We start from the raw sequence: 22623 nt of genomic DNA, 5'->3' as shown, positions 1-22623 counted from the left end.
TCAGCCCGCCGCGAGCGTCGCGACGACGACTCCGGCGTCGCTGCCGCTGACGCGCCACACCGAGCCGGCGCCGCCGACGCGGAGCGCGCCGGTGCCGACGATCAGCACGGTGGACTCGTCGAGCGCGACGCCGCCGTCGACCAGGCCCGCCTCGACGGCCGCGACCAGGCGGCCGAGGGTCCCCCACTGCGCCGCGTGCACGTCGACCGTCACGTCGATGAGGCCGATGCCCTCGAGCACCGTGACCTCGTCGAGCTCCTCCGCCGCGCCCTCCGGGACGACGGCGACGCCGCCGATCCGGTGGCCGCCGACGAGGGCGCGATCGGCCGCGACGGCGGCCCCCGCCGAGTAGCCGGCATACGGCACTCCGGAGGAGACGAGATCGCGCAGCCGCGGGAAGCAGGCCTCGAGCGCGTCGCGGTAGGCCGGGGTCAGCCCTCCGCCGACGAAGATCCCGTCGACGTCGTCGAAGACCGCGGGATCGATCCGGCCGCCCTCCGGCTTCATCACGGCGAACGCGTCGAGCGGGCCGACCGTCGCGAGCAGTGCCGCGTAGCCGGCGTACGCCTCGGGGCCGAGCCCGTCGTGGACGACGACGATCGCGATGCGCGGGCCCTCGATCCGGCCGGCGTCGACCGCGTGGGCGCGTGCCTCCGCGAGGAACGCCCCGTACAGCTGCTGGTCGCGCTCGACGCCGCCTCCGCCGCCGATCAGGTGGACGCTCACTCGTCGTCCTCGGCGAGGGCTCCGTCCACCGGGGGCAGAGCCGACCAGGGGAAGACGATCCAGCGCGGGGTGCGGCGCCAGAAGAAATCGGGCTCGAGCACCGTGCGCGGCTTCGTGTAGAGGGTCACGGTGCGCACCTCGGCACCCATCGCGCGGATGAGCTTCACCGAGAGGGCGAGGGTGTGGCCGGAGTCGGAGACGTCGTCGACCAGGAGGATGCGCTTGCCGCGCACGGACGCCTCGTCGAGCAGCGGCGGCAGCACCACGGGCTCCGCCAGGCGCGCCTCGACGCCGGTGTAGAACTCGACGTTCAGCGCGCCGCAGCTCTTGATACCGAGCGCGTAGGCCACGGCGCCCGCGAGGAGCAGACCGCCGCGCGCGATGGCGACGACCAGCTCCGGCCGGTAGCCCGACGCGACCACGTCGTCGGCCAGGTGCCGAGCGGCGTCGCCGAACTCGAGCCAGCCGAGCACCTCCTTCTCCGTGGCGGCGAGGAGGGCGGCGGAGTCGTCGGCGTCGGAAACCATGAGGGACAGGCTAGGCCGTCGCGGGCCTCCGCGTCACATCTGTCAGGCGCGCGGGGCCAGGGGTCCCTTCGCGACCTTGTGCGGGGCCGCCTGCGCGACCGGCTTGATGGTCACCAGGTCGAGGTTGACGTGGGCGGGGAGCTCCACCGAGGAGACGATCGCAGCGGCGACGTCCTCCGCGACGAGCGGGTCGGGGACCTCGGCGTAGACCGCGTCGGCGCGCTCCCGGTCGCCGCCGAAGCGGACCAGCGAGAACTCGTCCGTGTGCACCATCCCCGGCGCGATCTCGATCACGCGGATCGGCTCGCCGGCCAGCTCGAGCCGCAGCACGGCGACCAGCGCGTGCGCGGCGTGCTTGGCGGCGTTGTACCCGCCTCCGCCCTCGTAGGCGACGTGGCCGGCGATCGAGGTGACGGTCACGATGTCCGCGGAGGTCCCGCTCCCCCGGATCCCGGCCCGCAGCAGCGGGAGCAGCGCGCTGGTCACGAGCTTCACCGAGAGCACGTTGATCTCGAACATGCGGCGCCAGTCCTCGGGGTCTGACTTCTCGACCGAGTCGAGTCCGAGCGCACCGCCCGCGTTGTTCACGAGCGCGTGCACGGGCCCGGAGGAGGCGAGGTGGTCGCGCAGAGCGTCGACCTGGGCGGCGTCGGTGAGGTCGGCGGCGAAGTACCCGGCGCCGGTCTCGGCGGCGAGCGCCTCCAGCCGGTCGCGCCGGCGCGCGACGGCGACGACCTCCCAGCCGTGCTCGCGGAACAGGCGGACCGCGGCCGCCCCGATCCCTGAACTCGCTCCTGTCACGACAACGCGTCGATCCACGCCCGTCCCCTTCCGTCAAGCCTCGGACACCCTCGACTCCGTCGTCGCAGCCCAACGCTAGTCTGGCCGCGTGCCGCCCGCCGACCCGGTTCCCGCGACCGCCGGGACAGCCGTCACCCCGAAGCGCCGCGTTCCCCTCTGGGACAACGCGCGCTTCGTCTGCGTGACCCTCGTCGTGATCGGGCACGGCGTCCAGAGGCTGACGGCCAACTCCGACACCTCGCTCATCGTCTACCTGACGATCTACGCCTTCCACATGCCGGCGTTCGCGATCATCTCGGGCTACTTCTCCAAGAGCGGCGCACCGAGCGGGCGCGCGATGCGGCGGGTGCTGACCGACATACTCCTGCCCTACCTGATCATGGAGACGATCTGGACCCTGGTGCAGTTCCTGGTCGAGGGGAAGCAGGAGTTCAACCCGACGAAGCCGAGCTGGACGCTGTGGTTCCTGCTCGCGCTGGGCATCTTCCGCCTCGTCCTCCCCTACCTGGCGCTGCTGCGCTGGCCGCTGCTGATCAGCGTGGTGCTCGCGGTCGGGGTCAGCTACTACGACAACATCGACTCGACCTTCTCGCTCGCACGCGCGATCGGGATCCTGCCGTTCTTCGTGTTCGGCTGGCGGCTGCGCGGCTTCGCCCCCGGCGGCCGCTCCGCCGTCGACCGCTGGCTCGATCAGCCGCCGTCGCGGGTGCTCCTCGCCCGGATCCTCGCCGTCGTCCTCTTCGCGGTCACGGCGGTCGTCATGACCGTCAACATCGAGGCGTTCCGAGCGGCGGACCTGCGCTACTGGTTCTTCTACGACCGCCCCTACGACGCCCTCGGCGAGACCCAGTGGTGGGCCGGGCTGGTGCGGCTGGCCCTGATGGCCGGAGCGGTCGTGCTCTCGCTCGCACTCTTCGCGCTGGTTCCGCGCCGCCGCACCCCGCTCACCGCCTGGGGGCAGTCGACGATGTACGTCTACCTCCTCCACAGCTTCGTCCTCTATCCGCTGCGGGAGTCCGGGATCCTCTCGCAGACGGAGAGCACGCTCGCCCTCGTGCTGATGATCGTGTTCTGCATCGCGGTCTCGGTCGCGCTCTCACTGGGCTGGACCCGCACCGTCTTCCACCGGCTGGTCGAGCCCCGCGCGGCCTGGCTCTTCGCCCCGGTGGCCGACGAGAGGCCTCCGCGCCCGGACCGCGCAGACCCCACGGGCGCCAAGCGCGACCGGCAGCCCGAGCGGCGCTGACGGCCGTTACCCCGTGTGTCGGCGGTCCTGGCCGCCCGGCGGGCCCCCGCGTACGCTCGTCGCGACGGAGAACGGCCCCGTCACCGACCCCGACGATCCGATGGGAAGCACCATGACCGACTCCGAGAAGTGGCAGTTCGAGACCAAGCAGATCCACTCGGGCGCCGCGCCGGACCCGGTGACCAAGGCCCGCGCGACGCCGATCTACCAGACCACCTCCTACGTCTTCGACAACGCGGAGCACGCCCAGAACCTGTTCGCGCTGGCCGAGTTCGGGAACATCTACACCCGCATCCAGAACCCGACCCAGGCGGTCGTGGAGGAGCGGCTCACCGCCCTCGAGGGCGGCTCCGGCGCCCTGCTGCTCGCCTCGGGCCAGGCCGCCGAGACCGCGGCCGTGCTGAACATCGCCCAGGCCGGCGACCACATCGTCTCGTCGTCCTCGATCTACGGCGGCACCTACAACCTCTTCAAGTACACCCTCGCCAAGCTCGGCATCGAGACGACCTTCGTCGAGAACCAGGACGACCGCGAGGAGTGGCGCCGCGCCGTCCGCCCGAACACGAAGCTGTTCTTCGCCGAGACCGTCGGCAACCCCAAGATCAACATCCTCGACATCCGCACCGTGGCCGATGTCGCGCACGACGCCGGCGTGCCCCTGATCGTGGACAACACCATCGCGACGCCCTACCTGATCCGCCCGTTCGAGCACGGCGCGGACATCATCGTGCACTCGGCGACGAAGTTCCTCGGCGGCCACGGCACGGTCATCGGCGGAGCGATCGTCGACGGCGGCCGCTTCTCGTGGACCGCGAACGCCGAGCGCTTCCCCGGCCTCACCACGCCGGACGAGTCGTACCACGGCGCCGTCTACACCGCCGCGGTCGGCGACTCCCTCGCCTACATCATCAAGGCCCGCGTGCAGCTGCTGCGCGACCTCGGCGCCTCGATCGCCCCGGCGAGCGCCTGGCAGCTCATCCAGGGCATCGAGACCCTCTCGCTCCGGATCGAGCGCCACGTGCAGAACGCGCAGGAGATCGCGGAGTACCTCGAGAACCACTCCGACATCGCCTCGGTGAACTACTCGGGCCTGCCGACCTCGCCCTGGTACGCCGCGGCCAACCGCTACGCGCCGAAGGGCGTGGGCGCGGTGCTCTCGTTCGAGCTCAAGGGCGGAGTGGACGCCGGCCGGGCCTTCGTCGACTCGCTGGAGCTGTTCTCGCACCTGGCCAACATCGGCGACGTCCGCTCGCTCGTCATCCACCCCGCGTCGACCACGCACTCGCAGCTCTCGCCCGAGCAGCAGCTGACCGCCGGCGTCACTCCGGGCCTGGTGCGCCTGTCGGTGGGACTCGAGAACGTCGACGACCTCCGCGCCGACCTCGACCAGGCCCTCCGCGCCGCGCGCGCCGTCGTCGAGGCCTCCCGAGCGAACGCCTGAGGCCCCTCGGCGCCCTGACGGGGTCCCCGTCCGCGGGGATCGCGTCGGGGCGCTTCGCGCGCGGGCGGAGGAGCGCGGGAGCAGGGCGTAACAAACGGCTCCGCCCCGCGGCGCTCTGACACGATGGACAGCGCTATGGACTGGCAGCAGACACTCGAGGACACGGTCCCGTCGGCGTTCGTCACCGAGCGCCAGCTCCTCTCGGTCATCGGCAAGCCGCCCGCCACCGGAGCCTGGCGCGACGGCGACCACCCGGGCGGACGCCGCTTCGTCGACCTCGGCCCGTTCGACTTCGAGGCGGGCGGCCGCCTCCCCCACGCCCGCATCGCCTACGAGAGCTGGGGCGCTCTGAACGAGCGCCGCGACAACGCCGTCCTCGTCCTGCACGCGCTGACCGGCGACTCCCACCTGCTCGGCCGCGGCGATCCCGGCCACGCGACGGACGGCTGGTGGTCGGGACTCGTCGGCCCCGGCCTCGTGATCGACACCGACCGCTTCTTCGTGGTCGCCCCGAACATGCTCGGCGGCTGCCAGGGCTCCACCGGGCCCGCGTCCCTCGCCCCCGACGGCCACGAGTGGGGCGCACGGTTCCCGTACACGAGCATCCGCGACCAGGTGCGGGCGCAGGTGCAGTTCAGCGACCTGCTCGGCGTCGAGCGCTGGCACACCGTCATCGGCGGCTCGATGGGCGGGATGCAGGCGCTGGAATGGGGGATCGACCACGCGGAGCGGGTCGCGCGCCTCGCGGTCCTCGCAGCTCCCCCGCGGGCCACGGCCGACCAGATCGCCCTCAACTTCGTGCAGCTCGAGGCGATCCGCAACGACGCGGCCTTCGCGGGCGGCTCCTACTACGACGCCGGCGACGGCCAGGGCCCATACCACGGCCTCGCGCTCGCCCGCCGGATGGCACTGCTCAACTACCGCAGCCCCTCCGAGCTCAACGACCGCTTCGAGCGCAGCTGGCAGTCGGGGCTCAGCCCGCTCGGCGGCGGCGGCCGCTTCGCCGTGGAGTCGTACCTCGACTTCCACGGCAACAAGTTCACGCGGCGCTTCGACGCGAACAGCTACATCACGCTCGTCGAGGCGATGAACTCGCACGACGTCGGCCGCGGCCGGGGCGGCGAGGCCGCCGCCCTCTCCCGGATCACCAGCCCGACCCTCGTCCTCGGCATCGACAGCGACCGGCTCTTCCCGGTCGAGGGCCAGCGGATCATCGCGGCGCACGCTCCCGGCGCCCTCGACGGCGGCGAGGTCGCGGTGATCACCTCGACGTTCGGCCACGACGGGTTCCTCATCGAGGACGACGCGGTCGGCGCGCACCTCGCCCGGCTGCTGGCGCATCCCGCGACGGCCTGACCCGCCCGACCCCGGCGCGGTTCGACGCCCCGAACCGCTCCGACCGGCCCGGGCAGTGGCTATCGTGAGACGGGGGCCAGCCCCGCGCCACGACCGGAGGGGGCCAGAGCGTGCCGATGATCCGCAGCGCCCGCGAGCGCGACCGGCTGCTGCGCCACTCCGCCTGCGGGATCGGCCTGCTCACGGAAGCGGGGGCGCTCGGCATGGCCCTCATCCCCGGAACGCTCCAGCCCGCCGCCGTGCCGTTCGCCGTCGCGCTGCTCCTGGGCATGATGGCCGCCCACGTCGAGCTCGCCCGGACGGGGCGCCGCAGCCGCGTGATCGCGGTCGCCGTCGGCGGCCTGCTGCTGGGCTGGGGCCTCGCCCTGGGGCTCGCTCCGGGCGCCGACTTCGCCGGGTTCGTCCTGGTCAACACCGCGAACGCCGTGACCGCGAGCATCGCCGTGGTCGTGACGACGTCCGCGCGCCGCCTGCTCCTGCTGCTGCCGGTGCTCCTCCCGAGCCTGATCCCGTCGGTGCTCGTCTCGAGCGGCACCATGATCCCCACCGTGGTCGTCCAGAGCCTGCTGCCCTGGGGCACGCTCTGCGGATTCGCCCTCTGGATCGGCACAGCGGTCCCTCGGGTGGTGCGGCGGATCGACAGCATCGGCAACGCGCACCGTGTGGAGCGCCTCGCCAGCGAGACGGAGGCGCAGCGCCGGCAGGGTGCGCGGCTCCTGCACGACACGGTGCTGGCCACCCTCACGCTCCTCGCGCACTCGGGCCGCGGAGTGTCGGTCGACGCGCTCCGGCAGCAGGCGGCGCAGGACGCGCAGCTCCTGCGCCAGCTCCGGCTCGGCGGGACCCCCACCCCGAGCGCGTCCGGCTCCTACCAGCTGACCAGCGTCACCTCCGCCCCCGCGGCCAACACCCTCGAGACCGTCCGCAACCGCTTCGGCCGGATGGGGCTCGACGTGATCTGGCACGGCTCCGGCCAGGTGGCGCTCACCGGCGCGGCCCTCGACTCCTTCGTCCTCGCCCTGGCGGAGTGCCTCGAGAACGTGCGCCGCCACTCCGGCGTCGCCTCGGCCGACGTGACGATCACCGAGGACGAGACGACCGTCCGCGCGATGGTCACGGACGCGGGCGCGGGCTTCGACATCGCGACCGTCCCCGACACGAAGCTCGGCTTCAAGGAGTCGGTGATCGCCCGGCTCGGCGACGTCGGCGGCCGCACCAGACTGTTCAGCGCCCCCGGATCGGGGACGACCGTGGTGCTGGAGGTCCCCAAGTGAGCCCCGCGCCGGAGTCGCGGGCCCCGCTGCTGGGACGCGTGCCCGCGACGCACGGCCGCTCCTCCCGGTCCGCCCGCTCGGTCCGCCGCCAGCAGGAGGGGCTCGGCACCAACTACCTCGGCAGCGGCCTCAACGGCATCGCCGCCGCGATCCTCGCCTACGAGCTGCTGATCTTCCTCTCGACCTCCGCCCGCTACAGCGACCTCGCACCCGCGGCGATCGCCTGGGTCCTCGTCGTCCTGGCCTTCGGGTCCACCGTCCTCGCGATCCACCTCGGCGGACGCCGCCTGCCGCTCCCGGTCTACCTCTGCTTCCTCGTCGCCCTCGGAGCCGCCGTCGTGCTCGACCTGGTGGCCGTGACCGACTCCGGCGCGGCCCGCACCGTCCCCACCGCCGCGGTCGCGGGCGCCGTCGCGCACGCCGCGCTGATCGTCCACCGGCGCGGGATCGAGATCCTCGCGGTGAGCGCCCTCGTCGCGATCGCCGAGGTGATCGCGTTCCTCTCGATGGAGTCGGGCGGCGCGGGCGCGCTCTCGGTGCGCATCAGCGCCCTCGTGGTGACGATCGCGCCGGCCGTCGTCGTGGTCGTGATGATGCGCGGATTCCGCCGGATGGTCCAGCTCGAGATCGACCGCGCCCTCGTGCAGAGCACCACGCTCGGCCCGCGCTACGCGGTCGGGATGCTCGCCTCGGAGGAGCTCGCACGGCTCGACCTCGCCGCCGAGCGCCTCCTCGCCGAGGTGGGCGACGGCTCGGTCCGCCTGCCCCTCGACGCCCAGCGCGCCGCGCACGCGACCTCGCTCGCCACCCAGCTCCGCCTCCACCTCATCGAGGGGCGGCGCGAGACCTGGCTGCACCACGCCGTGCTCGAGTCCGAGCTGCTCGCGCCGCTCGTCGAGCTCGACGACCCGGACGGCACCGCCGGACTCCTCGGGCACCAGCAGCGCGACGGGCTCCTCTCGGCGATCTGGCTGATGGCCGACAGCGCGACCGGGCTCGCCGTGGTCCTCCACGTCGAGTCGGGCAGCCCCCGCGATCCCGGAGCCGGGACGGCCGCCCGAGGACTGCTCGTGCCGATCACGCTCCGCTCCTCAGGCGCGCCCTTGCGCGGCGTCGATCCTGCGACGTGGGAGGCTATCGCTCAGGTCGGCGTCTTCCGCGACACCTCGCGCGACGGGGAGCTCCGCATCGAGATCGACTGCCTGGTCGAGAATCCCGCCGACCGGTGAGCAGCCGCCGAGAGACCGCCGACGACCGCCGACCGAAGGACACCGATGACACCCACCGCTGACGCGAAGATCACTCTCGCGGTCGTGGACGACCACAAGATGCTCCTCGGAGCGCTCACGGAGTGGATCCGCGGAGCCGCCTCCGACATCCAGCTGGTGGCCGCGGTCGCCTCCTGGCCCGAGCTGCTCACGCACCCCGAGTTCCCCGTCGACGTCGTGCTCCTCGACCTCGACCTCAAGGACAACATCCCGATCTCGGTGAAGCTCTCGACCCTCAAGACCACCGGGGTGAAGACCGTGCTGATGAGCACCTACTCCGAGCCCGCCGTGGTCCGCGAGGCGCTCGCCTCCGGAGCCCTCGGCTACCTGGTGAAGACCGAGGACGCGGACATGATCGTCGAGGCGATCCGCGCGGCCAAGGACGGCCACTCCTACATCTCGCACGAGCTCGACATGGCGCTCTCCACCGGCGACTCCGACGGAGCGCCGAAGCTCAGTGCGCAGGAGCGCCGAGTGATGGCCCTCTACGGCGGCGGCGAGCCGGTGAAGTCGGTCGCGTTCGAGCTGGGCATCTCGGAGGAGACGGCGAAGTCGTACCTCAAGCGGATCCGCGAGAAGTACCGCGTCGTCGGCATCGACGTCGGCACGAAGGTGGCGCTCCGCAAGCGCGCCATCCACGACGGGATCCTCATCGAGACGGACTGAGTCCTCTTCCGCGGCGGTCCCCGCCCGCCGCGGCGCGGTCGGCTTCACGACGTGGCGCGTTCCGCAGAGCGAGGTACGTCGCCCGGCATCGATCCGCTGGCACGCGGATCGCTGTCGGCGGGCTCCACGAGGGCGCGGCGGTCCCTGCCCGCCACGGCGCGGTCGGCTTCACGACGTGGTGCGCTCCGCAGAGCGGGGTGCGACGCCCGGCATCGATCCGCCGGCACGCGGATCACTGTCGGCGGGCTCCACGAAGGCGTGGCGGTCCCCGCCCGCCGCGGCGCGGTCGGCTTCACGACGTGGTGCGATCCGCAGAGCGGAGTGCGTCGCCAGGCATCGATCCAAGGTACACGGATCGCTGTCGGCGGGCTCCACGAGGGCGCGGCGGTCCCTGCCCGCCACGGCGCGGTCGGCTTCACGACGTGGCGGGTTCCGCAGAGCGAGGTGCGTCGCCCGGCATCGATCCGCTGACACGCGGATCACTGTCGGCGGGCTCCACGAGGGCGCGGCGGTCCCCGCCCGCCGCGGCGCGGTCGGCTTCACGACGTGGTGCGATCCGCAGAGCGGAGTGCGTCGCCCGGCATCGATCCGCCGGCACGCGGATCACTGTCGGCGGGCTCCACGAGGGCGCGGCGGTCCCCGCCCGCCGCGGCGCGGTCGGCTTCACGACGTGGTGCGATCCGCAGAGCGGGGTGCGTCGCCCGGCATCGATCCGCTGGCACGCGGATCGCTGTCGGCGGACTCCACCTCGTCGAGCGGCGGCCACCTGCTCCTGCAGTCGAGCCGGGCGGGCGTGCCCGAGTCGTGCCGGTCGAGTCGCCGCGGGACGCGGCGTATCGAGACCCGCCAGGCACGGACAACGGGTCGATGCTGGTCGAGATGCCGCGGGACGCTGGGCATCGAGACCCACCGGACCGGGACTGCGAGTGCTCCTGCGGGCCCGCGTCAGGGGGCCAGGACGGCGACCGTCATGCCGGGCGTCGCGGCGGGGGCGTCCATCGCGGCGAGAGCGGCGGGCAGGTCCTCGAAGGCGATGGTGCGGCCGACGGATTCGGCGGGGCGCAGACGGCCGGCGACGATGTCGTCGAGGAGGGCCGTGTAGCCGCTCCGGGCGATGCCGTGGCTGCCCAGCAGCTCCAGCTCCTGGGCGATGATCCGGCCGAGCGGGATCGCCGGTGCGGCGTCGGGCCCGAGCAGCAGACCCACCTGCACGTGCCGGCCGCGCGGACGCAGGGCGGCGATCGACGCCTCCGCGGTGACCCTGCTGCCGACGGCGTCGACCGCCAGATGCGCCCCTCCTCCGGTCGCCGCCCGGATCGCCTCGGCGGCACCCTCGCCTGCGGGGACGGTCACCGCCCCGAGCGCGGCCGCGGCCTCCCGCGCCGGGGCGGAGACGTCCGACGCCACCACGCGGGCCCCGGCCGCGAGCGCGACGATCACCGCGGAGAGGCCGACTCCGCCGCAGCCCAGCACCGCGACCCACTCCCCCGGGGCGACCCGGCCGCGCTCGTGCAGGGCGTGGTACGCGGTCCCGAAGCGGCAGCCGAGACCGGCCGCCTCGACGAAGCCGACGGAGTCGGGCAGGCGCACCAGGTTCAGGTCCGCACCCGTCACGGCCACCGCCTCGGCGAACGACCCGTCGAGGGTGAATCCCGGCTGCTGCTGCCGGAGGCACACCTGCGTCGCCCCCTCCCGGCACTGCTCGCAGTCGCCGCAGGCGAACACGAACGGCGCCGTGACCCGGTCACCGACCGCGAAGAGCGACACCTGGGCTCCCGTCGCGATCACCGTCCCGGCGAACTCGTGCCCGGGGATCTGCGGCAGGACGACCGAGTCGTCGTGCCCCTTCCACGCGTGCCAGTCGCTCCGGCACACCCCGGTCGCCGCGACGCGGACGACGACGCCGTCGACGGGGCAGACGGGCTCCGGGACCTCGACGATCGCGGGGAGGGCGGAGAAGGACGAGTAGCTCACGGCGCGCATGCCGAGAGTCTTCCAGAGGCCCGGGCGGCGCTCTGCCTACAGTGCGTCGACCGGGATGCCGCCGGTGCCCGGCTGGGCGGGCTCGCGGTGGACCGGGTAGACCGTGCCTCGGGCGCGGTCGATCGCGATGCTGCCGAGAGCGAGCACGATTCCGGCCGCGGTCAGGCCCACGCCGACCCAGATGGGAGACAGGTAGCCCAGTCCGGCGGCGATCGTCAGGCCGCCGAGCGCGGCACCCACCGAGTTGCCGATGTTGAGCGCGGAGTGGTTGAGCGCTGCCGCGATCGTCTGGCTGTCGCGCGCCACGTCCATCAGCCGGGTCTGGATCGCGGGCGACGCGGCCGCCGAGAAGCCCGCCGAGAGGAACGCGAACACCACCAGGCCGACGACCGACGAGGCCGACAGCGCGAGTCCGATCAGCGAGACGCCGACGCCGGCGAAGAACACCACCAGCGCCCGCCGCACGTCGCGGTCGGCGGCCCAGCCGCCGACGAGGTTGCCGACGGTCATCCCGAGGCCGATGACGACCAGGATCCACGGGACCGCGCCGAGCGGCAGGCCCGTCACCTCGGTCGCGAGCGGCGAGATGTAGCTGTACATCGCGAAGAGTCCGCCGAAGCCGATGGCGCCGACGAGCAGGGTCATCCAGACCTGCAGGCGCCCGAACGCCCGCAGCTCGTTGCGGACGGTCGCCGCCGGATTCCCGGGCTGCGCGGGCACCAGAAGCTGGACGGCCACGACGGTCAGCGCGAAGAGCACCGCGACCACGAGGTAGGCGGTGCGCCAGCCGGCCACCTGCCCGACCCAGGTGATCGCGGGCACGCCGACGACGTTCGCGATCGTGAGCCCGGAGAGGACGAACGCGACTCCCTTGCCGCGCTTGCCGGGACCCATCAGGTCGGCGGCGACCAGGGAGGCGATGCCGAAGTAGGCGCCGTGCGGGAGCGCGGCGACGAAGCGCGCGGCGAGGACGAGCGGGAAGCTCGGGAGCAGCGCCGAGCCGATCGTCCCGACGGTGAAGGCGACGAGGAGGGTCAGGAGGAGCCTCTTGCGCGGCCAGCGCGCCGCTGCGGCGGCGATGGTGGGGGCGCCGACCACGACACCGAGCGCGTAGGCCGAGATCAGCATCCCCGCCTGCGAGACGGCCTGCTCCTGGCTCGCGGCCCAGACCCCGGGGAGGAGGTCGGCGGCGAGCTGCGGGAGGAGCCCCATCGCGACGAACTCGGTCGAGCCGATGCCGAAGCCCCCCATCGCGAGGGCGAGCAGGGCGAGGCGGGTCCGAGCGGGCGAGAGCGTCACCGGTCAAGGCTACTCAGGATCGGGCGGATGTCGAATCGATTCGAGAAAGCCCGGACACGAGAGGTCTCGGCGCGGACCCGCTACTCCCCCAGCGCGTCGTTCAGCCGGGCGATCTTGCCGTCGATCTCGCCCGAGTAGCCGGGGCGGATGTCCGCCTTCAGGACGAGCGACACGCGCGTCCCGAACGCTCCGACGGCCTCCGTCGCGCGCTTGACGACGTCGAAGACCTCGTCCCACTCCCCCTCGATCTCGGTGAACATCGAGGTCGTCCGCGACGGCAGGCCGCTCTCGCGGACGATGCGGACGGCGGCGGCGACGGCGTCATGGACGGACGCGTCGGGCGCCTCGCCCCCGGACGGTGCGACCGAGAATGCGACGAGCATGGGAGCCTCCTTGACTGCGCGCACCGCGTGCCGGCTCCGCGCCCTCCGAGCCTACGAGCCCTGGGGCGCCAGGCGGGTCTCGCCGGTCAGCGACGACGCGGAAGTCGTGGCGCCGGGTGCGACGACCCGCGCCGTCCCCATCCTCCACAGCTCGCGCAGCAGCCAGCCGAGCAGCACCACGAGGAGGATGTTCCGCACGGTCAGCACGAGCACCATCCACCAGTGCGACCAGAGGAGGAAGAGGTAGAGGTACGGGTAGACCACCTGGGTCAGAGCCGCAGTGACGAGGGTCAGCTTCGCGGGCCGGTCGAACGCGCCGTCGCGGCACGCGATCAGCCCGGCGATCACCGGCGGCGCGAGCCAGACGATGTACTGCGGCGAGAGCACCTTGTTGGTGTCGATGAACACGACCACGAAGGTCAGCGCGAGCAGCGGGAACAGCCTCGCGGGGTCCGCCCGGCGGGCGAGAGCACGGGCACCCAGCAGGGCCACGCCGAGCATGGCCAGAGCGAGCAGCGGGGTCATCAGGCTCGCCGCGAACTCGGTGCCGGGCCCGTGCATCTCGAAGGTGTTGATGTCGGCGGCGTAGTAGACGTAGCTCCCCGATCCCGGGAGGACCGACAGCCACATCCAGGGAGTGCTCACGACGGCCTCGATCTGGAGGCCCCGATCGGTCTGATCGGTGACGAAGCTGAAGACCTGGTCCCCGCCACCGACGAGGACGACCGCGAGCACGATGATCACGGAGGCGACCGCGGGGACGAGGACCATCCGCAGCCGTCCGCGCAGGACCAGCACGGCAGCGGCGAGGATCGCGGCCGGCCACACCTTGATCCAGGTGGCCACGGTCAGCAGCAGCGCCGCGACGCCCGGACGGGTCGCCGCCCAGAGCATCCCGGCGATGGCCGGCGGCGCGGTGAAGGCGTCGATGCGGCCGATCGCGATCGGCCCGAGGAGGACGAGGAACAGCAGCCACCAGCGCGCCGCGGCGAGGCGCGGTGCCGACCGGCCGCGCAGCAGCAGGGCGAAGGCGGCGGCGTCGGCGAGCGCGACGAGGACGAGCCACACCAGGTCGTAGCCCGCCGAGCCGAAGAGCCAGGAGGCGGCGATCGGGCCCCAGGCGAGGATCGGGTAGACCCAGCCCGTGTCGATCCCGGCGATGCCGCCGCCCTCGACGGCGGTCCTCATCCACTCCTTGTAGACGATGCTGACGTCGCCCATCGGCAGACCCGGAGCGAACAGCGCCAGGAGGGAGAGCACCACGTGCACCAGCGCGAAGGCGCCCCAGAGCACGGCGACGGAGTCGCGGTTCTCGCGCAGCCGGGCGAGGGGGCGGGAGGACGCTCGAGGAGGGGAGGACGGCACCGCGTCATTGTAGAGGGGCCGCTGAACGGGACCCTGGCAGGACCTGAGCCCGCCTGAGAGCGCCGCTCCCGCCGGGCATCGGTCCCCCCCCGGCGGCGTCGGTCGCCGCCGGGCGTCAGCAGACGGCGGGCGTCAGCAGGCCGCGGGTGTCAGCAGGCCGCGGGTGTCAGCAGCCCGCGGGCGTCAGCAGCCCGCAGGCGTCCGCAGCCCGCAGGCGTCACCATCCCGCGGGCGTCACGACCCGACGAACTCAGTAGCCGGCGAACGCGTCGGTGCGGATCCGCTTCGCCCCGGCACCGCGCAGGGCGCCGCGGACCGAGTCGACGAACGACGGCGACCCGGAGACGTAGCCCACACGGCGGCCGGCGTCCGGCACCGCGTCCGCGAGCAGCTCGGCGGTCAGTCGGCCTGTGACGTGCGACCACCGTGCGGGCAGGTCGGTCGGCGCCTCCTTCGAGCAGAGCACGACCCGGGCCCCCGACTCCTGCAGCAGGTCGCGGTACGCGACCTCGGCGAGGCTCGGCGCGGCGACCACGACGACGACGTCCCGCCGCGGGCCGTCCGCGAGCGAGCGGAGCTGACTGGCGAACGGGGTGATCCCGATGCCGCCCGCCACAAGCAGCAGCGGCACGGTGGGATCGGCCGGCAGGACGAAGTCACCGCCGACGCTCGTCGCCCGGAGCGAGTCGCCGGGCTCCAGCGCGGCGAGGGCGCGCTTGAAGCTGCTCGCCTTCTCCGGCATCCGCAGGGCGATCGCGATCTCGCCGTCGGACGGAGCGGAGGAGACCGAGAAGGTGCGCCGGCTGCCCCGGCTGTCGGCGCGGTGCGGCAGGTCGAGCTCGAGCCACTGGCCCGGCTCGAAGGTCAGCGGCGAGCGGGAGCGGAAGCGGTACTCCGCGATGCCCGGCGCCAGCACGCGGGTAGAGGCGAGCTCGAGCGTGTGCCGCCGACGCTGGCGGAATGCGAAGGCGAACGCGAGGGCGTTGCCGACCACGAGGCCCAGCTCCGGAGTGGCGGAGACGACGCCGATGTGGAAGGGGACGCTCGCCACGAGCGCTGCGACGACCGCGATGATCAGCTGCTGCGAGCGGCGCGGCGCGAGCGTGAGCGGCTCCGTCAGCATGAAGGCGCCGGCGAAGACGAAGGGGTAGGCCGTGAGGACCAGAGCCGCCGCGGCGCCGAGGTCCTGGCCGTTCTGCACCGCCTGCTGCACGGACACCCCGCCGGCGACGACGACGAAGACGGCGAAGACGGCCCAGCGGCGGACCCGCGCGACGATCAGGAGGGAACCCACGACGACGAACGGCCAGATCGCGCCACTGGCGATCCACCAGGCTCCGGCGTTGAGCCCGGTGAAGCCGATGATCAGCACGGCGACCGCGGCCGGATTGAAGAGGTGGCGGCCCCGCCAGGCCAGGACGTACTTGGACGCGGCGGCGATCGCGCCGACGAGCGCGATCACGGCGAGCCCGCGGGGATCGGCCGTCGGGAAGAGGAGGCAGGCGATCAGCAGACCGGTGACGAGCGAGGACTCCAGGTGCGCGCGGCTCCGGAACAGCCTCGCGAGGACCGCGCTGACCAGGGCCGTCGAGGCGACGGCGACGAGCGTCGTGCCGAGGATCTCGAGCGGCGTCGAGAAGATCAGGCCGGCTGCGGCGTAGCCGACGGCGACGAGCAGGAGCGCGGCGAGCGTCATCCAGACCAGCCGGTAGGTGGTGACGCGGCCGAGGGCGCGGTCGAAGGCGCCGATCATCGGAAGACCTCTCCGGGGAAGGAAGGCGAGTAGTGGAGGGTGCCGTCGCTGCGGACGCGGACGAACTCGAAGTCGAAGCGCTCGGCGAGGGTCTCGGGCGGGCAGACGAACAGCGCGGTCGCGAGCCCGTCGGCGACGAGGGCCGTGTCGGCCACCGCCCAGGTAGCGACGATGCTCTCGACCGGAGCTCCGGTCCGCCCGTCGAGGACGTGGTGGAGGCCGCTGCCCCAGGCGCGGCGGTTGCTCGCCGAGCCGCAGAGCGCGCGGTCGCCGGGCACCGCCACGCCCAGTGCGCTGCTCGGGTCCCACGGGTGCTCGAGGCCGACCCGGACGGGTCCGGCTCCGATGCCCCGGAGGTCGCCGCTCGCGTCGACGACGGCGGGCCCGACTCCGTCGAGCTCCTCGAGGACGAGGTCGACGAGCTGGCCCTTGCCCGCGGCGCCGACGTCGACGACGGTCCCGGGCTCGACCCGCAGTCCCGCCGCCCCGCGTCGGGCGGCGGCCCAGGAGGGAGCGGGGACGGCGGGTCCGCGCGGGACGAGGGTGTACGCGGAGTCGTAGCCGAGCTGCTCGAGAGAGCCGCCGACGAAGGGGGTGACCGCCCCGCCGGTCAGCTCGTCGAGCACGTCGTACAGTGCGAAGAGGTCGGCCGCCTCGTCGGGGAAGACGTGCTCGCCTCCGACCCGCAGCTGCGAGACGGCGGAGTCGTCACGGAACCGCGACCAGGTGCGGTCGTACTCCGCGATGCGCGCCTCGACCCGCGAGCGGTGGGAGGGCTCGAGCGGCTCGGCGGTGTCGATCTGCCAGCCGGTGCCGATCGCGTCGAACCGCCACGCGTGCCCGAGGACCGTCGGGGCGTCAGGCCGTGGCATCGGCCTTGATGGTCTCGACGGCGTCGTTGAAGCCGCCGGAGGTGAGGGAGGACCCCGACACCTTGGAGACCTTCAGCTCGTCGAGCTGCTTGCCGACGACCTCGCCCGCGATGCCGCCCGCGAAGCGCGACTGGTACTGCTGGCCGGTGGGGTTCTCCGACTCCGGGGTCACGGTCACGTCGGTGACGACGCCGTCGGCGAGGGTCAGCGAGACGCCCACCTTCTCGTTCCCTCCGGGCGAGGTGTAGGCGCCCTCGGCCTCGTAGGTGCCGTCGGCGTAGCTGCTGCCGCTCGCGGCGGAGGACGCGGCGCCGGTCGCCTCGGGGGCGGAGCTGGTGGCGGTGCTCGGAGCGGTGGTGGTCGCCGCGTCGGCGGCGTCGCTCCCGGTCGTGGTGGTGCTGGAGCAGGCGGCGAGCGCGGCGAGGGTGCCGGCGCCGGCGAGGAGGGTCAGGGCGTAGCGGGCGGGAGTCGTGGTCTTCGCGGTCATGTCTGTTCTCCTGGTCAAGGCGGACGCGGCGGATCCGACGGTAGAGGTGCTCGCTTCGAGCACCCGATGAGGCGGCGGTGCGGAGCCGGTGAGCCGGGCCGCGGGCGTCGCTTCCTCCAGGACAACGGCGGCGGTCCCGGTTCGGTTCAGCGCTCGTCCGACGGGCGTGTCAGCGCAGGAGTGCGGCGACCACTCCGGGCAGGTGCTCCGCGATGTCGAGCGCGGCGATCGGGCCGCCGGCGGAGGCGCTCCGTCCGGCCTCCGCGTGCAGGACGGCGGCCGCGGCGGCCACGGGGGCGAGGTCCTCCGCGGTCAGAGTCGCCCCGGCCGCCTCGGCGTCCGCGGCCCGACCGGCGAGGAGTGCGCCGAGCACGCCGCCGAGGACGTCGCCGCTGCCCGCGGTCGCCAGCCAGGGCGTGGATCCGGAGACCTCGAGCTCGACGCCGCCCGCGACGACGTGGGTGGTGCCGCCCTTGAGGAGCACGCAGACTCCGAGGCGGCCCGCCGCCCGGCGCGCCCACTCCCCCGGGGCCTCGGCGATCGTCGCGGCGTCCGCGTCCAGACCCGCTCGGCCGAGCACTCCGGCGAGCTCGCGGTAGTGCGGCGTGATGACGACCGGGCCTGCGGCCTCGTCGATCAGGTCGAGCGCGCCCGCGTCGAGCACCACCGGGACTCCCGAGTGCAGCTGCTCGATCAGGGTGCGCCGCTCCTCGTCGCTGCGGTCCTCGGCGCTGGTGCCGGAGCCGACGAGCCAGGCCTGCACGCGTCCCACCGCGGTCACGACCTCCGGCCGCCGGGCGAGCACCAGTCCCGCGGGCCGCTCCGGTCCGAGGTAGCGGACCATGCCGACTCCCGTCCGCACCGCCGCCTCGACGCCGAGCACCGCCGCTCCCGGGTACCGCTCCGACCCGGTCGCGATCCCCAGCACCCCGCGCGTGTACTTGTCGTCGTCCTCCCGCGGCACCCTGATGCTCCGCGCCGCCTCCGCCGTCCCGACCCGCTCACCCATCCCGCCACCCTACGTCGCCCTGCGGCGGAGCCGCCCGGTGCCGCCGCAGCCGCACTGGTGCCGACGCAGCGCACTGGTGCCGGCGCAGCCGCACCCCTCTCCCCTTTCTCCAGGGGGGCGCGGGTGCTGGAGGGGGCAGTCGCTGGGCGGAGGAGGAAGCGGTACCGGCGGTATCGCGCCCGACGACAACGCCGCCTCCAGCACCCGCGGGCGCGGGCCGCGGAGGGGTCGGATGCAAGGCGGAGGAGGAAGCGATACCGGCGGTATCGCGCCCGACGACAACGCCCCCTCCAGCACCCGCGGGCGCGGGCCGCGGAGGGGTCGGATGCAAGGCGGAGGAGGAAGCGATACCGGCGGTACCGCGCCCGACGACAACGCCGCGAACGATCCTCCAGCACCCGCGGGCGCGGGCCGCGGAGGGGTCGGATGCAAGGCGGAGGAGGAAGCGATACCGGCGGTATCGCGCCCGACGACAACGCCGCAGACGGCCCCTCCGCGGCCCGCGCCTAGCGGCGGGTGGCGTCGTCGACTTCGCCGACGAGCTCCTCGATGATGTCCTCGAGGAACAGCACTCCGGTGGCGCGGCCCTGCTCGTCGAACGCCCGGGCGAGGTGGGCGCCGGTGCGCCGCATGATCGCGAGGGCGTCCTCGAGGTCGGTGGCCTCGAAGATCGAGGCGAGCTGGCGGATGCGCTTGGCGGGGACGGGGAGGCGGAACTTGGCGCCCTCCGTGTCGCCGTCGAGGTCGAGGACGTCCTTGAGGTGGATGTAGCCCTCGGGGGTGCCGTCCTCGCCGAGGATCACGTAGCGCGAGAAGCCGTGCTTGGCGACGGCGCGCTCGACGTCGGCGGGAGTCGCTCCGCTGGGGAGGCTGACGATCCCGTCGAGGGGCAGGGCGACGTCGTGGACCTTCTTCTCGGTGAACTCGAACGCGGCGAGGAGGGTCCCGGTCGAGTCGCGGAGCGTGCCCTCGCGGGTGGACTGGTCGACGATCGTCTGCACCTCCTCGAGCGTGAAGGTGCTGTTCGCCTCGTCCTTGGGCTCCACCTTGAAGAGGCGGAGCACTCCGTTCGAGACCGCGTTGAGGGCGACGATGATCGGGCGGAGGACCCGGGCGATGGCGACGAGCGGCGGCGCCAGGAGGAGCACGGCGCGGTCGGGCATCGAGAACGAGATGTTCTTGGGGACCATCTCGCCGAGCACCACGTGCAGGAACGACACGATCAGCAGCGTGATGACGAAGGCGACGGTGCCGGAGAGCTCGTCGGGGATGCCGACGGCGTGCAGCGGCACCTCGAGCAGGTGGTGGATCGCCGGCTCGCTCACGTTGAGGATCAGCAGCGAGCAGACGGTGATGCCCAGCTGCGTGGTCGCGAGCATCAGTGTGGCGTGCTCCATCGCGGCGAGCGCGGTGATCGCGCTGCGGCGTCCGCTCTCCGCGAGGGGCTCGATCTGGGAGCGGCGCGCGGAGATGACTGCGAACTCCGCTCCGACGAAGAAGGCGTTCGCGGCGAGGAGCACCACGAGCCAGGCGATTCCGGCCCAGTCACTCATCGTCGGACTCCTTCCGTCCGCGGTGTCCGCGGGCGACGTCGGCGAGCGGGTCGGGGATCCCGTCGGGATCCGCGTCGGGGTCGGGGGTGAAGCGGAGGCGGTCGATGCGGCGGCCGTCCAGGCGCTCGACGCGCAGCGAGCCGCCCTCGACGTCGACCCGGTCGCCGACGGCGGGGAGGCGGCCGAGCTCGCTCATCACGAACCCGGCGACCGTCTCGTAGGGCCCCTCCTCGGGGATGTGCACGCCGGCGCGGTCGAGGACCTCGTCCGGGCGGAGCATGCCGGGGAAGGTGGTGGAGCCGGGGAGCTTGACCACGTCGGCCCGGGAGCGGTCGTGCTCGTCGGCGACCTCGCCGACCAGCTCCTCGACCAGGTCCTCGAGCGTGGCGACGCCCGCCGTGCCGCCGTACTCGTCGACGACGACCGCGAGCTGGAAGCCGCGTCCGCGCAGCTCGGTGAGCAGCACGTCGAGCTTCATGGTCTCGGGGACGCGGAGCGGCTCGGAGCGCAGCGCCGTGACCGGGACGTCGGACCTCTTGCCGCGGGGCACGGCGACGGCCTGCTTGACGTGCACGACTCCGACGATGTCGTCGATGTCGTCGTCCGTGATCGGGAAGCGCGAGAACCCGGTGGTTCGGGCGAGGTCGAGCACGTCCTGCGCGGTGCTCGCGCGCTCGACCGTCGACAGGCGCAGGCGCGGCGTCATCACGTCGCCCGCGGTGAGGGCGGAGAAGCGGAGGGTGCGCCCGAGCAGGTCGGCCGTGTCCTCCTCGAGCAGTCCGGCGCTGGCGGAGTGGCGCACGAGGCTCGAGAGCTCCTCGGCGCTGCGGGCGCCCGAGAGCTCCTCCTTCGGCTCGATGCCGACCAGGCGCAGCAGGGCGTTCGCACTGCCGTTCAGCAGGGCGACGGCCGGGCGGAACACCGTCGTGAACGCGGTCTGCAGCGGCACGACGAGCTTCGCGGTCGCCCGCGGCAGAGCGAGGGCGAAGTTCTTGGGGACCAGCTCGCCGAGGATCATCGACAGCAGGGTCGCGATGACGATGGCGACCACCGTCATGACCGGCGCGAGCGCCTCCTCCGGGATGCCGAGTCCGCTGAACGGCTCCTGGAGCAGCGTCGAGAGGGCGGGCTCCATCGTGTAGCCGGTGAGCAGCGTCGTGAGCGTGATGCCCAGCTGCGCGCTCGAGAGGTGCGTGGAGGTGACGCGCAGGGCCGCGATGGTCATCCCCAGGCGCGTCTCGCCGCGGTCGCGACGGGCCTCGAGGTCGGCCCGGTCGAGGTTCACCAGCGCGAACTCGCTGGCGACGAAGACGCCGGTGCCCAGGGTCAGCAGCAGGCCGACGCCGAGGAGGAGCCACTCAGTTCCCACGGTGGTCGCCCCCGGTCACGAGAGGGTGGTGCGAGGAGAGCCGGACAGTGCGGGCCGGCGGAGCGGCGGCACCGGAGAGTCGAGCGGGAGTCCGAGGAGCACGGCGGCGAGCGGAACGGGCCGGATGCGCAGAGGGAGGGTCGTCCATTGTGGCGCCGAGTCTACCCGCCGCGGAGCGCCGCCGGGCGTGCTCCGATGCCGCGGCTCAGAGCCACTTCTTCCGCTTGAACACCGCGTAGAGCGCGAAGCCGAACAGCACCATCAGGCCCAGCGCCCAGGGGTAGCCGAGGCGCCAGTGCAGCTCCGGCATGTCGTCGAAGTTCATCCCGTAGATGCCGGCCACGAGCGTCGGGGCGAAGAGGATCGCCGCCCACGAGGAGATCTTGCGGACCACGTCGTTCTGGGCGAGCCCGGTCTCGGTCTGCCGGCGCGAGACGAGCGTCGAGTGCACCGTGAGCGCCTTGTCGAGGATCGCGCGCAGGGAGTCGACCGCCTCCGTCACGCGGATGGTGTGGTCGAGCACGTCGCGGAGTGACCGGCGCAGCTCGATCCGCTCCGGCGAGGGCGAGGGCTCCCCCTCCACGGGCGTCGACTCCTGCAGCAGCTCGTGCAGCAGGGCGGTCAGCGGCTGCACCGAGCGCTGGAAGTGGATGACCTCGCGCGAGAGCCGGTAGATGCGCTCCGAGAGCCCGTCGTCCGAGTCGTCGCCGAAGAGCTGGTCCTCGATCTCGTCCACGTCGCCCTGGACGCCGAACACCACCGGCGCGTACTCGTCGACGACCTGGTCGAGGATCGCGTAGAGCACCGCTTCGGGCCCTCGGGCGAGAAGGGCCGGATCCTCCTCCAGGCGGCGGCGCACGCGGGCGAGGTCCGGGGAATCGGCGTGCCGGATGGTGACCACGAAGTCGGGGCCGACGAAGACGTGCAGCTCGCCGAAGACGACCGTCTCGGCGGCGTCCGCGTAGCGCGCCGGCCGCAGCACGACGAAGAGCCCGTCGTCGTAGCGCTCGAGCTTGGCCCGCTGGTGCCCGCTGAGCGCGTCCTCGACGGCGAGCGGGTGCAGCCCGAACTCCTCGGCGACCGCCTCGACCTCCTCGCGCGTCGGGCGGTAGAGGCCGATCCAGGCCATGCCGTGCTCGTCGCGCATCAGCTCGAAGGTGTCCTCGAGCGAGTCGGGGTTCCGGATGCGGCGGCCGTCGACGTACACGGCGTTGTCGACGATGGTCATGGGCTCGGTTCTAGCAC

The 22623-nt window shown here is 73.2% G+C and carries 20 protein-coding genes; 6 read left to right on the top strand and 14 right to left on the bottom strand.

Annotated features, from left to right (window positions below):
• Genes C5B98_RS16545 through C5B98_RS01095 form a run of 3 tightly spaced genes read right to left on the bottom strand, consistent with a single transcriptional unit; the run spans position 1 to position 2072 of the window.
• Entirely contained in the window at positions 1–726 is a 726-nt protein-coding gene (locus tag C5B98_RS16545) for a peptidase S51 (protein WP_104335140.1), read from the bottom strand.
• Positions 723–1253, bottom strand: coding sequence for a phosphoribosyltransferase (locus C5B98_RS01100; RefSeq protein ID WP_104224441.1), 531 nt, complete (start codon positions 1251–1253; stop codon positions 723–725). The genes C5B98_RS16545 and C5B98_RS01100 overlap by 4 nt, the downstream gene beginning before the upstream one ends.
• 42 nt (positions 1254–1295) lie before the next feature.
• Positions 1296–2072 carry an SDR family NAD(P)-dependent oxidoreductase gene (locus C5B98_RS01095; protein WP_258063402.1) on the bottom strand — a complete coding sequence of 259 codons (777 nt, stop codon included), beginning with the start codon at positions 2070–2072 and terminating at the stop codon, positions 1296–1298.
• A 70-nt stretch (positions 2073–2142) separates the two neighbouring features.
• Between C5B98_RS01095 and C5B98_RS01090 the strand changes: the two genes are divergently transcribed.
• The 6 genes from C5B98_RS01090 (at position 2143) to C5B98_RS01065 (ending at position 9305) form a co-directional block, all read left to right on the top strand.
• Complete coding sequence (locus C5B98_RS01090; RefSeq protein ID WP_104327145.1) at positions 2143–3300, top strand: acyltransferase family protein; 1158 nt, start codon at positions 2143–2145, stop codon at positions 3298–3300.
• A gap of 112 nt (positions 3301–3412) precedes the next feature.
• Complete coding sequence (locus C5B98_RS01085) at positions 3413–4741, top strand: bifunctional o-acetylhomoserine/o-acetylserine sulfhydrylase (RefSeq protein WP_104225507.1); 1329 nt, start codon at positions 3413–3415, stop codon at positions 4739–4741.
• Between the two features lie 135 nt (positions 4742–4876).
• Entirely contained in the window at positions 4877–6097 is a 1221-nt protein-coding gene (locus C5B98_RS01080) for a homoserine O-acetyltransferase (protein WP_104224444.1), read from the top strand.
• Between the two features lie 116 nt (positions 6098–6213).
• The gene (locus C5B98_RS01075) at positions 6214–7371 is read left to right on the top strand and encodes a sensor histidine kinase (protein ID WP_104224445.1); all 1158 of its coding nucleotides are present in this window, start codon (positions 6214–6216) and stop codon (positions 7369–7371) included.
• A 38-nt stretch (positions 7372–7409) separates the two neighbouring features.
• Positions 7410–8600 carry a hypothetical protein gene (locus C5B98_RS01070; RefSeq protein ID WP_146076851.1) on the top strand — a complete coding sequence of 397 codons (1191 nt, stop codon included), beginning with the start codon at positions 7410–7412 and terminating at the stop codon, positions 8598–8600.
• 45 nt (positions 8601–8645) lie between these two features.
• The gene (locus C5B98_RS01065; protein ID WP_104224447.1) at positions 8646–9305 is read left to right on the top strand and encodes a response regulator; all 660 of its coding nucleotides are present in this window, start codon (positions 8646–8648) and stop codon (positions 9303–9305) included.
• Between the two features lie 945 nt (positions 9306–10250).
• Here C5B98_RS01065 and C5B98_RS01060 read toward each other — a convergent pair.
• The 11 genes from C5B98_RS01060 to corA form a co-directional block, all read right to left on the bottom strand.
• Positions 10251–11288: an alcohol dehydrogenase catalytic domain-containing protein gene (locus tag C5B98_RS01060; protein WP_104327144.1), complete on the bottom strand. Its 1038-nt coding sequence runs from the start codon at positions 11286–11288 to the stop codon at positions 10251–10253.
• Positions 11289–11324: 36 nt separating this feature from the next.
• Entirely contained in the window at positions 11325–12539 is a 1215-nt protein-coding gene (locus C5B98_RS01055) for an MFS transporter (RefSeq protein ID WP_104327175.1), read from the bottom strand.
• Between the two features lie 128 nt (positions 12540–12667).
• The gene (locus C5B98_RS01050) at positions 12668–12970 is read right to left on the bottom strand and encodes a thiamine-binding protein (RefSeq protein ID WP_104224449.1); all 303 of its coding nucleotides are present in this window, start codon (positions 12968–12970) and stop codon (positions 12668–12670) included.
• Between the two features lie 51 nt (positions 12971–13021).
• Positions 13022–14335, bottom strand: coding sequence for a glycosyltransferase 87 family protein (locus C5B98_RS01045; protein WP_104327143.1), 1314 nt, complete (start codon positions 14333–14335; stop codon positions 13022–13024).
• A 250-nt stretch (positions 14336–14585) separates the two neighbouring features.
• Positions 14586–16088, bottom strand: a complete 1503-nt coding sequence (locus C5B98_RS01040) for an oxidoreductase (RefSeq protein WP_104327142.1) — start codon at positions 16086–16088, stop codon at positions 14586–14588.
• Positions 16085–16960, bottom strand: coding sequence for an FAD:protein FMN transferase (locus C5B98_RS01035; protein ID WP_104319076.1), 876 nt, complete (start codon positions 16958–16960; stop codon positions 16085–16087). Before C5B98_RS01035 ends, C5B98_RS01040 begins: the two co-directional genes overlap by 4 nt.
• Positions 16947–17447 carry an FMN-binding protein gene (locus C5B98_RS01030; RefSeq protein WP_104224453.1) on the bottom strand — a complete coding sequence of 167 codons (501 nt, stop codon included), beginning with the start codon at positions 17445–17447 and terminating at the stop codon, positions 16947–16949. The genes C5B98_RS01035 and C5B98_RS01030 overlap by 14 nt, the downstream gene beginning before the upstream one ends.
• 169 nt (positions 17448–17616) lie before the next feature.
• Positions 17617–18456, bottom strand: a complete 840-nt coding sequence (locus tag C5B98_RS01025) for an ADP/ATP-dependent (S)-NAD(P)H-hydrate dehydratase (protein WP_104327141.1) — start codon at positions 18454–18456, stop codon at positions 17617–17619.
• Between the two features lie 506 nt (positions 18457–18962).
• On the bottom strand, positions 18963–20009 hold the full coding sequence (locus tag C5B98_RS01020; protein ID WP_104224111.1) for a hemolysin family protein: 1047 nt from the start codon (positions 20007–20009) through the stop codon (positions 18963–18965).
• Positions 20002–21378 (bottom strand): hemolysin family protein, encoded by a 1377-nt coding sequence (locus C5B98_RS01015; RefSeq protein ID WP_104225499.1) that lies wholly within the window; start codon positions 21376–21378, stop codon positions 20002–20004. Before C5B98_RS01015 ends, C5B98_RS01020 begins: the two co-directional genes overlap by 8 nt.
• Before the next feature lie 205 nt (positions 21379–21583).
• The gene (gene corA / locus C5B98_RS01010; RefSeq protein ID WP_104224113.1) at positions 21584–22606 is read right to left on the bottom strand and encodes a magnesium/cobalt transporter CorA; all 1023 of its coding nucleotides are present in this window, start codon (positions 22604–22606) and stop codon (positions 21584–21586) included.
• Positions 22607–22623: the final 17 nt, after the last annotated feature.

This window comes from Rathayibacter sp. AY1A5, assembly GCF_002930875.1.
Lineage (GTDB): Bacteria > Actinomycetota > Actinomycetes > Actinomycetales > Microbacteriaceae > Rathayibacter.
The sequence above is the reverse complement of the archived record's forward strand: the minus strand, read 5'-3'. Positions and strand labels throughout refer to the sequence as shown.

Bases quoted from the DNA above. Each gene is read 5' to 3' on its own strand.
- C5B98_RS01065 (WP_104224447.1), top strand. From the start codon at position 8,646: ATGACACCCACCGCTGACGCGAAGATCACTCTCGCGGTCGTGGACGAC.
- C5B98_RS01050 (WP_104224449.1), bottom strand. From the start codon at position 12,970: ATGCTCGTCGCATTCTCGGTCGCACCGTCCGGGGGCGAGGCGCCCGAC.
- C5B98_RS01020 (WP_104224111.1), bottom strand. From the start codon at position 20,009: ATGAGTGACTGGGCCGGAATCGCCTGGCTCGTGGTGCTCCTCGCCGCG.
- C5B98_RS01030 (WP_104224453.1), bottom strand. From the start codon at position 17,447: ATGACCGCGAAGACCACGACTCCCGCCCGCTACGCCCTGACCCTCCTC.
- C5B98_RS01080 (WP_104224444.1), top strand. From the start codon at position 4,877: ATGGACTGGCAGCAGACACTCGAGGACACGGTCCCGTCGGCGTTCGTC.
- C5B98_RS01035 (WP_104319076.1), bottom strand. From the start codon at position 16,960: ATGCCACGGCCTGACGCCCCGACGGTCCTCGGGCACGCGTGGCGGTTC.
- C5B98_RS01085 (WP_104225507.1), top strand. From the start codon at position 3,413: ATGACCGACTCCGAGAAGTGGCAGTTCGAGACCAAGCAGATCCACTCG.
- C5B98_RS01075 (WP_104224445.1), top strand. From the start codon at position 6,214: ATGATCCGCAGCGCCCGCGAGCGCGACCGGCTGCTGCGCCACTCCGCC.
- corA (WP_104224113.1), bottom strand. From the start codon at position 22,606: ATGACCATCGTCGACAACGCCGTGTACGTCGACGGCCGCCGCATCCGG.
- C5B98_RS01025 (WP_104327141.1), bottom strand. From the start codon at position 18,456: ATGGGTGAGCGGGTCGGGACGGCGGAGGCGGCGCGGAGCATCAGGGTG.
- C5B98_RS01100 (WP_104224441.1), bottom strand. From the start codon at position 1,253: ATGGTTTCCGACGCCGACGACTCCGCCGCCCTCCTCGCCGCCACGGAG.
- C5B98_RS01040 (WP_104327142.1), bottom strand. From the start codon at position 16,088: ATGATCGGCGCCTTCGACCGCGCCCTCGGCCGCGTCACCACCTACCGG.
- C5B98_RS01055 (WP_104327175.1), bottom strand. From the start codon at position 12,539: ATGGGGGGCTTCGGCATCGGCTCGACCGAGTTCGTCGCGATGGGGCTC.
- C5B98_RS01060 (WP_104327144.1), bottom strand. From the start codon at position 11,288: ATGCGCGCCGTGAGCTACTCGTCCTTCTCCGCCCTCCCCGCGATCGTC.